This is a genomic window from Nocardia veterana NBRC 100344 (assembly GCF_000308855.1).
Taxonomy (GTDB): Bacteria; Actinomycetota; Actinomycetes; order Mycobacteriales; family Mycobacteriaceae; genus Nocardia; species Nocardia veterana.
The window spans coordinates 1-12809 of record NZ_BAGM01000094.1 but is presented as its reverse complement, the minus strand read 5'-3'; the positions used below and the strand labels follow the sequence as shown (position 1 = coordinate 12809).

General features: G+C 67.8%; 17 protein-coding genes. 7 read left to right on the top strand and 10 right to left on the bottom strand.

Going from position 1 to position 12809, the window contains the following annotated elements:
• Window positions 1-8 precede the first annotated feature (8 nt).
• The 3 genes from coaD to ON37_RS16900 all read right to left on the bottom strand — a co-directional run bounded on the left by coaD (window position 9) and on the right by ON37_RS16900 (window position 2456).
• Complete coding sequence (gene coaD, locus ON37_RS16910; protein WP_040720557.1) at window positions 9-494, bottom strand: pantetheine-phosphate adenylyltransferase; 486 nt, start codon at window positions 492-494, stop codon at window positions 9-11.
• A 153-nt stretch (window positions 495-647) separates the two neighbouring features.
• The gene (locus ON37_RS16905) at window positions 648-1481 is read right to left on the bottom strand and encodes a hypothetical protein (RefSeq protein ID WP_157171472.1); all 834 of its coding nucleotides are present in this window, start codon (window positions 1479-1481) and stop codon (window positions 648-650) included.
• Between the two features lie 495 nt (window positions 1482-1976).
• Window positions 1977-2456, bottom strand: coding sequence for a GtrA family protein (locus ON37_RS16900; RefSeq protein ID WP_306306490.1), 480 nt, complete (start codon window positions 2454-2456; stop codon window positions 1977-1979).
• A gap of 330 nt (window positions 2457-2786) precedes the next feature.
• Between ON37_RS16900 and ON37_RS16895 the strand changes: the two genes are divergently transcribed.
• From ON37_RS16895 to ON37_RS16865, 7 genes are all read left to right on the top strand, one after another.
• Window positions 2787-3533 (top strand): DivIVA domain-containing protein, encoded by a 747-nt coding sequence (locus ON37_RS16895; protein WP_040720555.1) that lies wholly within the window; start codon window positions 2787-2789, stop codon window positions 3531-3533.
• Between the two features lie 94 nt (window positions 3534-3627).
• Window positions 3628-4287 carry a YceD family protein gene (locus tag ON37_RS16890; RefSeq protein WP_051031686.1) on the top strand — a complete coding sequence of 220 codons (660 nt, stop codon included), beginning with the start codon at window positions 3628-3630 and terminating at the stop codon, window positions 4285-4287.
• Window positions 4288-4289: 2 nt separating this feature from the next.
• Window positions 4290-4472 (top strand): 50S ribosomal protein L32, encoded by a 183-nt coding sequence (gene rpmF / locus ON37_RS16885; protein WP_030513024.1) that lies wholly within the window; start codon window positions 4290-4292, stop codon window positions 4470-4472.
• A gap of 23 nt (window positions 4473-4495) precedes the next feature.
• Window positions 4496-5251: a ribonuclease III gene (gene rnc / locus ON37_RS16880; RefSeq protein ID WP_040720554.1), complete on the top strand. Its 756-nt coding sequence runs from the start codon at window positions 4496-4498 to the stop codon at window positions 5249-5251.
• Window positions 5251-6108, top strand: a complete 858-nt coding sequence (gene mutM, locus ON37_RS16875) for a bifunctional DNA-formamidopyrimidine glycosylase/DNA-(apurinic or apyrimidinic site) lyase (protein ID WP_040720553.1) — start codon at window positions 5251-5253, stop codon at window positions 6106-6108. Before rnc ends, mutM begins: the two co-directional genes overlap by 1 nt.
• A 63-nt stretch (window positions 6109-6171) precedes the next feature.
• Window positions 6172-6753 (top strand): dihydrofolate reductase family protein, encoded by a 582-nt coding sequence (locus tag ON37_RS16870; RefSeq protein ID WP_040720552.1) that lies wholly within the window; start codon window positions 6172-6174, stop codon window positions 6751-6753.
• The gene (locus ON37_RS16865) at window positions 6753-7793 is read left to right on the top strand and encodes a PHP domain-containing protein (protein ID WP_040720551.1); all 1041 of its coding nucleotides are present in this window, start codon (window positions 6753-6755) and stop codon (window positions 7791-7793) included. Before ON37_RS16870 ends, ON37_RS16865 begins: the two co-directional genes overlap by 1 nt.
• A 17-nt stretch (window positions 7794-7810) precedes the next feature.
• On the opposite strand, the gene ON37_RS16860 is transcribed toward ON37_RS16865, so the two are convergent.
• From ON37_RS16860 to ON37_RS16830, 7 genes are all read right to left on the bottom strand, one after another.
• The gene (locus ON37_RS16860) at window positions 7811-8263 is read right to left on the bottom strand and encodes a DUF350 domain-containing protein (protein WP_040720550.1); all 453 of its coding nucleotides are present in this window, start codon (window positions 8261-8263) and stop codon (window positions 7811-7813) included.
• Window positions 8264-8299: 36 nt separating this feature from the next.
• Window positions 8300-9466: a glutathionylspermidine synthase family protein gene (locus ON37_RS16855; RefSeq protein ID WP_040720549.1), complete on the bottom strand. Its 1167-nt coding sequence runs from the start codon at window positions 9464-9466 to the stop codon at window positions 8300-8302.
• Window positions 9467-10351, bottom strand: coding sequence for a hypothetical protein (locus ON37_RS34220; RefSeq protein ID WP_245553234.1), 885 nt, complete (start codon window positions 10349-10351; stop codon window positions 9467-9469).
• Between the two features lie 24 nt (window positions 10352-10375).
• A complete protein-coding gene (locus tag ON37_RS16845; RefSeq protein ID WP_040720548.1) occupies window positions 10376-10657 on the bottom strand; it encodes an acylphosphatase in 282 nt (93 codons plus the stop codon).
• A complete protein-coding gene (locus tag ON37_RS16840) occupies window positions 10654-11154 on the bottom strand; it encodes an OsmC family protein (RefSeq protein WP_083893059.1) in 501 nt (166 codons plus the stop codon). The genes ON37_RS16845 and ON37_RS16840 overlap by 4 nt, the downstream gene beginning before the upstream one ends.
• A 95-nt stretch (window positions 11155-11249) precedes the next feature.
• A complete protein-coding gene (locus tag ON37_RS16835) occupies window positions 11250-11960 on the bottom strand; it encodes a response regulator (RefSeq protein WP_051031690.1) in 711 nt (236 codons plus the stop codon).
• A gap of 49 nt (window positions 11961-12009) precedes the next feature.
• On the bottom strand, window positions 12010-12809 hold an 800-nt coding region (locus ON37_RS16830), incomplete at its 5' end, for a sensor histidine kinase (protein WP_040720547.1).

Genomic DNA, 12809 nt, shown 5'->3' with positions numbered 1-12809 from the left:
GTGACGACTCAGCCGCGGCGCTCGGCGATACGGGCCAGCAGGCGCTTGTGCACGGCCGGCGGCAGCATGTCGGTGACATCGCCGCCGAAGGTCGCGACCTCCTTGACCAGCGAGCTGGACAGGAAGCTGTAGGCCGGGTTGGTCGCCAAGAAGTAGGTGTCGACACCCGACAGCTTCTTGTTCATCTGCGCCATCTGCAGTTCGTAACCGAAATCGGTGGCATCGCGCAGCCCCTTCACGATGGCGGTGATGCCCTGCTCCCGCGCGAAATCGACCAGCAGTCCGTACCAGGATTCGATCCGCACGTTGGGCAGGTCCGAGGTCGCCTCGCGCAACATCTCGATCCGCTCGTCGACGCTGAACATGCCCTGTTTGCTCTTGTTGATCATCACGGTCACGACCACCTCGTCGAATTGCGCGGCCGCGCGCGAGATGACATCGAGATGCCCGTTGGTCACCGGATCGAAGGACCCGGGGCACAGTGCTCCAGCCATGGTGCGACGCTAACAGGTCCGCACCCGGCGCAGCGGACGGGAGTGGCCGCTTCCACACCCGCAATTCGGCCCGGAAGCCTGGATCCGCCCGGCCCGCGCAACGGCGCCCAGCGGGCCGGTGGTTCCGCTCGGCGGTGGCCCGGTCGCCGACCTTCACAGCGGGCGCAGCGGTAGCGGCGTCGCCGGCGGCAGCGGCGCGGGCCGGATGTCACCGTGCGGGGGCGCCTGCCTGCTCTCGGCGAGTGCGGCACGGATTCGGCTCGCCGCCGCTCCATTTCGCAACTCGCGCCCTGTGGTGCGGATGTGGTGAAAGCCGTAGCGCCGCAACAGCGTAGCGTCGGGTGGCGGTGCGGGCCGACTCGCACCGGCGACCGGGTGGGGTGGCCCGGTGGGGTCGGCGAGGGTGATCACCACACCGGTGCCACGCAGATACAGGTCCACCCAGCCCAGTACCGATCCGTCGCCGCAGACCAGCCCGCCCGCGGCCGCCGGCGGGAGCCCGAGGTGATGCAGCAGTACCCGGGCCCGGGAGTGGGCGACGCCGCCGCTGCGCGGATCGAGGAAGGCCACCACTCGCCGGCCCACCTCGGCTCCGCGCCGTCGCCGAGCGAACTCGAGCTCTCGCCCGAGACCGTCTGCGGTGAGACCGAATTCGCGGACGAGCGCGTCACCGACGACGACGGCGGCGGCGAACGGAATGGTGCGGGCCAGGTCTACCACCGTTCGCGCCGGCGACGTGATCAGCCGGCCGCCCAGTTCGGCCACCCGGTCGACCGGCGCGCAGTGGACTTTGAGCCCGGCCTTGATCCGGCCACCGTAGCGGCGGTTTCGGGTGACGTGGACGCGGTCGAGCAGGCCGGGCGGGATTGGCGCGCCCAGCAGCACCGCCGCGGACTGATGGCTCACCACGGCGCCCGCCGCCATCTCCGGCAGCAGTGCCGCGACCTGCAGCCGGTGGCGGGCGACCGCATCCAGTCCGGTGAGCATCGCCGATTCCGCGTACGCGCCGCGCCGCAGGCGTCGCCAACTGCCCCCGGCGCACCGGCGCCGAATCTCGTGGTCGCTACCTCCGACCGAGACGACGTCCCGGCGCCGATGCACTCCGTCCTGGAGCCATCGACCCGGCGCGTGATCCGAGACCGCCCCGCCCCCAGCCCGATTCCGCCCGGCAGCGGATCCGTTTCCGCTGTTCATCGCGGACCGGGATCGGTGTGCGGGCGCCGGTGCGGATGCGCCGGCAATGCCCGGCACGGCTCGGCCCGGCGAAATCCCGCCCGGGGCAACGACGAAACCGTGCGCAGACCGGTGCGCCAATCCGTCCGGCATCCCGAATTGTGGTGCATAGGGCGAACCTCCCACGATGAGAACCCGCAACGACGTTTGCTGAGTTAGGACGTGGGGTAACCCGCCTCGGTTCCTTGCACAAATGACCAGGTTGCAGCCGCACCCCGTACATAACTGTCGAGGTCGCGGTGCGCGCGGTCAGAACACCCAGAGGCGCAGGGTGAGAAAGCGCAACGTGCCGACCGCCGCGGTGATCCCGATGACCGCCATCGCCTCGGTGACATCGCCCAATCCGGGCGCGACGATATCCAGAATCGCCAACGCTCCGGAGGTGATGGCCAGGCCCGCCAGTGCCAGTCCGCCGCCCTCGAGCTGTGCGGCCAGCCAGCCGACCCGATCGGCGGCATGGAAGGTGAGGCGGCGATGCAGTTCGTTGGCCAGGGCGGTGCTGATGATGGAACCGACGAGGTTGGCGAGCTGCGGACCGCCGCCGTAGCAGGCCAGGAACAGCAGGAAATAGCCGATATTGCTGAAGCCGCCGACCAGGGCGAACCGAATCAGTTGCGGAAGCCAGTGATCCCCGCGCAGATAGTCGGCGAATCGGGCGGCCGAGGCGCGAACGCCGAGGGTGCGGCCGCGGGGCGGGGAGTGCTGCGGTTCCGGGGTCTCGGCCGACAGTTCGCTGTGTAGGCGGGATACGCCCGGGCCGGGTTGTGGGTCCACCCACAGCCCCGGAGGTGCCGGATAAAGGACAACCATTGTCGTTCCGATCGCACAGTGCCGGGCGTCGAGCGTCGACGGTCCGGCTGGTCTACCGCTCGGTAGAAAGATAGCACCAAGCGGAGAGATTCCCTCCACTTGATTCCTGTGGGATAGGAAACACCATCCGACACACCGATGGTGATCTGGGCAGACACGCGGCAGACGGGCAGACTGGGCCAAGGCAGTAAAAGGCCGTCGTGGCACGTATTCGCCGCGAAAGTTCGGCAGGAGAGTGGGGTCAGCAGGATGTACCGCGTATTCGAGGCACTCGACGAACTGGTCGCGATCGTCGAAGAGGCACGGGGTATCCCGCCGACCCGCAATTGCATCGTGCCGCGCGGCGACGTGCTCGAGCTCCTCGACGATGTGCGGGAAGCCCTGCCCGGTGAGCTCGACGACGCCCAGGACGTCCTCGATCATCGCGACAAGATCGTCTCCGACGCCCGCAATTCGGCCGAGGCGACCGTCACCGGCGCCAACGAGCAGGCCGAGCAGACCGTCGGCAGCGCGCGGGAAGAGGCCGATCGGCTGCTCGCCGATGCCAAGGCGCACGCCGACCGCATGGTCGCCGAGGCGCGGGCGCACGCCGACCATCTGGTCGCCACCGCGCAGGCCGAGGCCGAGCGGATCGTGGCCGACGGCAAGGCCGAGTACGAGGCGGTGACCGGTCGCGCCCGCACCGAATCGGAGCGGATGATCGCCGCCGGTCAGGCCTCCTACGAGCGCTCGGTGGCCGAGGGGCAGGCCGAGCAGGAACGCCTGGTTTCGCAGACCGAGGTGGTCCGGGCCGCGCACGCCGAATCCGCGCGCCTGATCGATGCCGCGCAGACCGAGGCGGACCGGCTGCGAGAAGAGTGCGATCAGTACGTCGACTCCCAGCTGGCCGATTTCGAGGAGACGCTGCATTCCACCCTGCGCACGGTGGGTCGTGGCCGCCAGCAGTTGCGTTCGGGCACCGGCATTCCGGACTACGCCGCCGACTTCCGGCGCTGAGCCGGCCGGCGATCCGGGATTTGGGGGGATCGGCGCAGTTCGCGTACTGTGGAGTGGTTGCCCAAACCCCCTCGAAACGTGGAGTGAGTGTCCGATGTCCGCCCAGTCCGGTTCCGGTTCGCGTCGTCGTCAGACGGACGCGGATTTCGTGCTGGACACCCGCAGTCTGGGGCGTGCCCCGGGCTCGATCCGGCAGGTGCATCGCGTCGTCACCGCCCCCGAGAAGATCGGCCTGGATCTGATCGCGATTCCGGCCGGTGCCGAGATCGACCTCGATCTGACCCTGCAGGCGGTCTCGGAGGGAGTGCTGGTCACCGGTTCGGTGTCGGCACCGATCGAGGGGGAGTGCTCGCGCTGTCTGGAGTCGTTCGCTGATGATCTGGAACTCGAGATCACCGAGCTGTTCGCCTACCCGGACAGCGCGACCGAGCAGACCACCGAGGAAGACGAGATCTACCGGATCGTCGACGACATGATCGACATCGAGCCGGTGCTCACCGACGCCGTCGGCCTCGAACTGCCGTTGCAACCGCTGTGCGAACCCGACTGTGCCGGGCTGTGCCCGCAGTGTGGGGTGCGGATGGCGATTGCGGGTCCGGATCACACGCATGAGATACTGGACCCTCGCTGGGCGGGACTTGCGAAATTCGCGAGCGAAACCCCCGGCATCGGCGTCTCCGACGCCCCATCAGACGTAGACCGATCTCTTGCCGACCGCAATGGTGCGGCAAGTTCGACGACAGAGGAGAAGTAGTCGTGGCCGTTCCGAAGCGCCGGATGTCTCGTGCCAACACCCACTCGCGGCGCAGCCAGTGGAAGGCCACCGCGCCGACCCTGATCACCTGCCCGAACCGGGCGTGCGGTCAGAAGACCCTCCCGCACATCGCGTGCCCGAACTGCGGTACCTACAAGGGCCGTCAGGTCACCTCGGCCATCTGATCCGTCGATCGGGTAGCCACGAAGTGACCGCCGGTAAGGACGAAGCGGAGGCGCCCGCCGCCGGTGATGCCGCCGACCACACCAGCCTGCTCGAAGCGCTGGGTGTGGAGGTGCGTCCGGACCTGCTCCGGCTGGCGCTCACCCACCGTTCCTATGCCTATGAGAACGGTGGTCTGCCGACCAACGAACGTCTGGAATTCCTGGGCGATTCGGTGCTCGGCCTGAGCATCACCGAGCGCCTGTACCTCGAGCATCCGGACAAATCCGAGGGCGAGCTCGCCAAGCTGCGGGCCAGCGTGGTGAATATGCACGCCCTGGCCGAGGTCGCTCGCGGCCTGGGTGAGGGCGGCCTCGGCCGCCATCTCCTGCTCGGAAAGGGCGAGGAGCTCACCGGCGGTCGCGACAAGGCCAGCATCCTGGCCGACGGCATGGAATCGTTGCTGGGTGCGGTCCACCTGCAGCACGGGATCGAGGTCGCGCGCGGGGTGGTGCTGCGTCTGTTCGCCGAACTGCTCGAGCGCGGTCCGCGGATGGGCGCCGGACTGGACTGGAAGACCAGCCTGCAGGAGCTCACCGCCGAACGCGGCATCGGCGTGCCCAGTTACGAGATCACCTCGACCGGACCCGACCACGACAAGGAATTCACCGCGACCGCCGTGATCGGCGGCCAGGCCTACGGTCAGGGTGTCGGCCGGTCGAAGAAGGAAGCCGAACAGAAGGCTGCCGGCGCCGCCTGGCAGGCGCTCACCGCCGACAGTCCCGCCAAAGCTGGGGATTGATGCCCGAACTACCCGAAGTCGAGGTGGTGCGGCGCGGACTCGCCGAACACGTCGTCGGCCACACCATCGAATCGGTGTTGGTCAAACATCCACGGTCGGTGCGTCGGCACGAACTCGGTGGCGATGATCTCGCCGCCCGGATGACCGGGTTGCGCATCGAATCGGCCTGCCGCCGCGGCAAATTCCTCTGGCTGACCTTCGACGACCCCGATGCCGCCCTGGTCGTCCATCTCGGGATGAGTGGGCAGATGCTGGTCCAGCCCGCACAGGCGCCGCTGGAGAAGCACGCCCATATCGTCGCCGCGCTCGACAACGGGACCCAGCTGCGGTTCGTCGATCAGCGCACCTTCGGCGGCTGGGCGCTCAACCGCCTGATCACCCTCGACGGCACGGACGTGCCCGAATCGGTTGCCCACATAGCGCGCGATCCGCTGGATCCGCAGTTCGACACCGAGGCCGTGGTCGCCCGCATCCGAGGGAAGTCCTCGGAGATCAAGCGGGTGCTGCTGGACCAGACGGTGGTCTCGGGGATCGGCAACATCTACGCCGACGAGGCGCTGTGGCGCGCCCGGATCCATGGCGAACGCAGTGCCGCGGCGCTCACCCGCCCGGCCGTGCGGCGGCTGCTGGGCGATGTGCAGGCCGTGATGGCCGAGGCGCTCGACGCCGGCGGCACCTCGTTCGACGCCCTGTATGTCAACGTCAACGGCAGTTCCGGCTACTTCGAGCGGTCGTTGGCCGCCTACGGTCGTGCGGACCGGCCGTGCCGGCGTTGCGGGGCCCCGATTCGCCGCGAGAAGTTCATGAACCGCTCCTCGTTCTCCTGTCCCCGGTGCCAGCCGAAGCCTCGCCGCTAGCCGCGACCACGCGCTACCGTTTCAGTGTGTCCGACGACGCCACTTCGCTGGAAGGGAGAACGGATGCGCAAGCTCACCTACTACGTCGCCTCGACCATCGACGGCTATATCGCCACCCCGGACGGCTCGGTGGACTTCTTCCCGGTCGGTGGTGACCACGGCCCCGCCATCACCGCGCAATATCCGGAAACTCTGCCGACGAAGGTGCGCGAATCACTGGGCATCGACAGCCCTGGCGAAAGTTTCGACACCGTGATCATGGGCCGCAAAACCCACGATTTCGGCGTGCGTACCGGCACCTCGAGCCCCTACTCGCATCTGCGTCAGTTCGTCGTCTCGACCACACTGCCCGACGATCCCGACCCCGATGTCACGCTGATCTCCGCCGACCCGCTGGGGCGGGTGCGCGGGCTGAAACAGGAGAAGGGCTCCGGCATCTGGTTGTGTGGCGGCGGTGAATTGGCGCAGGCGCTCCTGCCGGAGATCGATCAGATTTTCCTGAAGATGTATCCGATCGTGCTGGGCCACGGCCGGCCCCTGTTCGGCGCCGGGCCTCGACTGCCGGAACCGGCGCTGTTCCGGGTGCTCACCAGCCGCGTATTCGAGGACGGAGTCGCGTTCATCAAATACAGCCGGATGCGGTAGTGGCGGTGGGCAATCCGGATCCGGTGGCGGCGCTGCGCGAGATCGCGTTCTGGATGGAACGTGATCGCGCGCAGACGCATCGGGTCAAGGCGTACCGGCGGGCCGCCGACACGGTGGCGGAGCTGTCCGATGCCGACTTCGCGAGGTATCGGAATTCCGGTTCCTGGCAAGAGCTTTCGGGTATCGGGCCGAAAACCGCGGCGGTGATCGAACAGGCATGTGCCGGCGCGGTGCCGAAGCGGTTGGCCGAATTGCGTTCCGCGGCACAGCCGATCGCCCCGGCTGGCGCCGCCATCCGCACGCTGCTGCGCGGTGATCTGCATACGCACTCCGACTGGTCCGACGGTGGCAGCCCGATCGAGGAGATGATGCGGACCGCACAGGCCCTCGGCCACGAATACTGCGCGCTGACCGATCATTCCCCGCGGCTGACCGTCGCGAACGGGCTGTCGGCGGATCGGCTACGCCGCCAGCTCGACGTGGTCGCCGAACTCAACGAGAAATTGACGCCGTTTCGCATCCTGACCGGGATCGAGGTCGACATCCTCGACGACGGCACCCTCGACCAGCAGGCCGATCTGCTGGCCCGGCTGGATGTCGTCGTGGCGAGCGTGCATTCGAATCTGCGCGCCGATTCCGACACCATGACCAAGCGCATGGTGTACGCGGTGGCGAATCCGAATGTCGATGTGCTCGGGCACTGCACCGGGCGTTTGGTCGCCGGCAATCGCGGGATCAGACCGGAGTCGTCCTTCGACGCCGAACTGGTCTTCGAGGCCTGCCGGCGGTACGGGACGGCGGTCGAAATAAACAGCCGCCCGGAACGTCTCGATCCGCCGCGTCGCCTGCTGCGGCTGGCCGTCGAGATGGGCTGCTGGTTCAGTATCGATACCGATGCCCATGCCCCCGGCCAGCTGGACTGGCAGGGCTACGGCTGCGAGCGTGCAGTCGAATGCGAGGTCCCGCCCGAGCGGATCATCAATACCCGGCCGCTGTCCGAACTGCTGGAATTCACCGCCCGAAGTCCGCAACCGCACTGACGGCGCGGCCGGTGACTTCAGAGAATCGCGAACGCGACGACCATACCGATGGCCAGATGCGCGGCGGCCACCAGCAGCGACTGAATCTGGTAGGTGGGCGATTTCAGCAGATCGCCGATGTGCAGGCCGACCAGCCATTCCAGCAACCGGATCGACGCTATCTGCGCGATGATGCCTACCAATCCGTAAATCGCGGTGGCGATCAGGCCCTCGGCGAGCCGGCCGCCGGAGGAGTAGATGGCCAGCACCACGATCAGCGCCATACTGACCATGCCGGCGGAAGCGATGACGACTGCATTCGGATTACCCGCGGCGACCATCTTGCGCAGCGGTCCCGGCGTGGAGCTGTCGATCGCCTGGAATCCGATCAGCATCAGGACCAGACCCAGTACCGCATACGACGCGATCGCGCCGACGCCGTGACCGACGGAGCTCCAATACCCTGATTCGAGCGCGAGGGTGGACGTCACAGATTCCTCCGGTGATGTTGATCGGGTCGCTGAATGCTACTTGGTGGGGATGCGGTGCGGGACGAAGGTCGATCCGTCGTCGGTGATCAGTCCGGGGGATTCCCGGATGCCCAGGCCCGCCGATGTGTCGCCGACGATCCAGGCGCCCAGCACGGGACGCAGACCGTCGAAATCCGGTAGCGGGTCGAGCAGTTGGTAGACGAAGCCCTCTTCGCCGTACACCCCACCGGTCGAGGTTTCCATTCCGGCGCCGACGATCGTCATGTTCGCGCCCTCGCGACCCAGCTTGGGTTTGCGGATGTACTCGGTGAGTTCGTGCGGATCGTCGAGGTAGGCCGGCAGCAGATTCGGATGCCCCGGATACATCTCCCACAGCACCGCCAGCAGCGCCTTGTTGGAAAGCAGTGTCTTCCACAGCGGTTCGACCCACGCGGTAGCCGGGATGGATTCGACCACCCGCTTGCCGAAATCGTCGTCGAGCGCCCACTCCCACGGGTACAACTTGAAGATCGAATCGATCGGGGCCTCCGCCAGATCGACGAAACGCTCCAGCTCGGTGTCGAATCCGATCTCCTCGATCGGCAGCGCGACGGTGTCGAAACCCGCTTCGGCGGCGGTCTCCTGCATATAGGCGGTGGTGACGTTGTCCTCGCCGGAGGCGTCGGCCGCGGACCAGGTGAAGTGCAGCTGATTGGTCGGCAGCTGATTCAGCAGTTCACCCCAACGCTCGACCAGCTTCTCGTGCAACGAATTCCACTGATCGTCGTCCGGATAGACGTCGGTCAGCCAATGCCACTGCACGATCGCCGCCTCGAGCAGGGAGGTCGGGGTATCGGCGTTGTACTCCAGCAGTTTCGCCGGGCCCCGGCCGTCGTAGCGCAGATCGAAACGTCCGTAGACGTAGGGGTCGCTACGCTGCCACGACTTCTTGATCGGCTCCCAACTCCATTCCGGCAGACCGAAATCGGCGAACCGTTCGGTGAGCACGATCTGCTCGACGGCGTGCAGGCACATCGAATGCAGGACCTCGACCTGGGCTTCCAGCGCCAGGATCTCGTCGAGATCGAATTCGTAGTGCACCGACTCGTCCCAGTACGGCCGCGCGGCGCCGTTGGCGTCGCGGCCGGGGGAGCCGAATACCAGGCCCTGATCGGCGACGATCTGCTGCCAGCCGGGACGTTGCGGGTTGCGCATCCGGCGCATCTACGAGCCTCCACTGGTGGAACCGGATTTACTGCCGAGACCGCCGCGCACGATGGTCCCGCTCTTGGTGCTGACCGACGCCTTCTTCGGCGCGACGGTGCTGCCGCCGCTCGGCGGGCGGCCCACGGAGTTGTTGCCCCCGTAGTAGTAGCGGTACTGGTGGCCGTTGTAGAAGAAGATGCCCGGCGAGTGGTATCCGCCGTAGTAGCCGCTGGTGGTGGCGTAGGACTGGGCGCGGACACAGTCGTCGTCGGGTACGACCTGCTGCTGACCGTTGTCGTCGGTGATGCAGTAGGCGGTGACGTCGGGCTTGTGCACCGCCTGGTACGCCAGATAGCCCGCGCCCACGACCGCCGCAATTCCGGCGACCGCGACGCCGCCGATCAACAACCGGCGACGGGTGCGTTTCTTGGCTTCCAGCGCTTCGGCCGCGGCCCGCTCGGCCTCCTCGGCCCGCTTGCGTGCCTTGTCCCGGGCTCGGGCCTCGGCCACGGTCGGCGGTCGCGGCTGGGTGACGCCGGCCTCCTGGCGCTGCATGCTGCCGCGCATCCGCCGCGGCGATTCGGAATCGCCCGCGCCGCCGGGGGTTTCGCTCGGAGCCGCAGCCGCGGGCGTACCGGCGGCCTCCGTCGCACCGACGGGCTGGTCCGGCAGTGGATTCGGCATACCGGGGATCTCCGGCAGACCGGGAAGCGTCGGGGCCGGTGCCGGATTCGGCGGTTCGGCCGCCGCCGGAAATCGCACGGTGGGCTCGGCTCCGCCGACATCCGCTGTGCCACTGGCCGATTCCGGACCGTGTGCGCTGTCGTCCCCCGCGGGCGGTTCGGCACCGGGATCGTGCGAATCGCGATCCCCGGGCCCGCCGCCCGGCTCATTTTTTGCCAACGATCGACTCCTGTTTCCCCGCCGCTACCGTTCCTCGAAGCCTGTGAACTCACCGAGGGCGGCGCCCCAGTTTTCCACAACCAGATCGACGCGACCAGGCGTGTCACCCGACCGCAACAATGCCAGCAAACGTTCACCCGCGGGCCGCGGGCCCTCGGCCACCACATGCACCCGGCCGTCCCTGGTGTTGCGGGCATATCCGACGAGTCCGAGTTCCAGGGCCCGCGATCGGGTCCACCAGCGGAATCCGACGCCCTGGACGTAGCCGTGCACCCAGGCGCTGAGCCGGACGGGTTCGGCGGTCACGAGTCGATCTGGAAGGTCAGGTTCACGGTGGAGCCGGCCTTCAGCGTGCGACCCACGGTGCACACCTTGTCGATGGCACGCTGCACGGTGACCAGCAGTCGCTGCCGACCGGCCTCGTCCAGCTCGGACAGATCCAGTTCGACGACCTCGTTCAGCTGGGGGTAGACCTCGTTCTCGCGGTCGGCGTCCCCGGAGACGCGGATCGTGACGTCGTAGTTCTCGCCCAGCCGGTTGGACAGCGGGAAGTCCGAACTCATGCCGGTGCACGCCGCCAGCGCGATCTTCAGCAACTCACCGGGGGTGAAAACACCCTCGACACCATCGGATCCGATGAGGACCTCGGCGCCGCGGGAACTGCGGCCGGTATAGCGGCGGGTGCCGGTGCGCTCGACCCACAGGCTGGTCGCCGGCTTGGTGGCGGCGGACGCCTTCGCGGCCGACGCGGTCGCCGCGGGAGCCGTCGAGGTGGGAGCGTTGGCAGCGGTCTGTTCGGACATACCGTCGATCCTGCCATCGCGATTGCCGAACGCGCAGCGGGCATCCGATCACGGCGTGGTGGACCCGACGCGTTGTGGCAGATCTCACGACCGAATCAGGCCTGGAAGCGATAACCCATACCCGCCTCGGTGAGCAGATGTTTCGGCTGCGACGGATCGTCCTCGAGCTTGCGGCGCAGCTGGGCCAGATAAACACGCAGGTAATGCGTTTCGGTGGCATACGACGGGCCCCACACCTCGCGCAGCAGCTCCCGGCGGCCGACGAGTTTGCCCTGGTTTCGCACCAGCATTTCCAGCACCCCCCATTCGGTCGGGGTGAGGTGGACGTCGTGACCGCGGCGGGTGACCTTCTTGGCTGCCAGATCGACGGTGAAGGAGGAGGTCTCCACCACCGGTGCGATGTCTTCCACCGCCGAGGTGGACCGGCGCACGGCGGCACGCAATCGCGCCAGCAGTTCGTCCATCCCGAACGGTTTGGTCACGTAGTCGTCGGCGCCCGTGTCGAGCGCCTCCACCTTGTCCGCGGAATCGGTACGCGCCGACAGCACGATCACCGGCATCGAACTCCAGCCGCGCAACCCGGCCAGTACCTCGATGCCGTCGATATCGGGCAGTCCGAGATCCAGCACCACCACGTCCGGATGCTTCTCCGCCGCGGCACGCAGCGCCGCGGCCCCGGTGGCGGCGGTGATCACGTCGTATCCGCGCACCGACAGATTGATCCGCAGCGCGCGCAGGATCTGCGGTTCGTCGTCGACCACCAGCACCCGGACCGCGGGCGCGCCGCGTTCGGCCGATGTCGTCACCGCACCTCCTGGATTCCGCGCGGCAGCCGCGCTCGGCTGCTGTGCCACCTCACTCACGGGTCTGCTCCGCGGGTAGTTCGACGACCATGGTGAGACCACCTCCCGGGGTCGGTTCGGCATGGACCGTCCCGCCCATCGCATCGACGAAACCGCGTACCACCGACAGGCCGAGGCCGACACCGGTGGAGTTGTCTCGATCGCCCAGCCGTTGGAACGGTTCGAACATCTGGTCCTCCAGCCCGGTGGGCACGCCGGGACCGTAGTCGACCACAGTGATGGATACCCGGTCGCCGTCGCGTTCGGCGCCAACCCGCACCGGTGTGTCGGGCACTGCGGCATCCGAGGAGGCGACCGGTCCGGAATAGCGCAGCGCGTTGTCGATCAGATTGGCCAGCACCCGCTCCAGCAACCCGCTGTCGGCGTACACCGAAATATCGCCGACCTCGACCTTGACCCGGTCCATCGCCGCCTGGCGGACGCCACGGGTGCCCATCCCGACCCCGACCACCGCGCGATTGACGACCTCTTCCAGGTAAACCTGTTTCAGCGTCGGTTCGACGGCGCCCGCCGCCAGCCGGGACGAGTCGAGCAGATTGCCGACCAGCGCGGTCAGCTGATCGGTGGATTCCTCGATCGTCTCCAGCAGTTCGGCGGTATCGGCGGGGGAGAACTGCACGTCCTCGCTGCGCAGACTCGACACCGCGGCCTTCGCGGCGGCCAGCGGGGTGCGCAGATCGTGGCTGACGGCCGACAACAGCGCACGGCGCAGTCGGTCGGCCGCCATCACCCCGGCGGCGGCCTGCGCCTGCTCGGCGAGTTCGCGCTGGCGCACCAGCCCGGCGGCCTGCC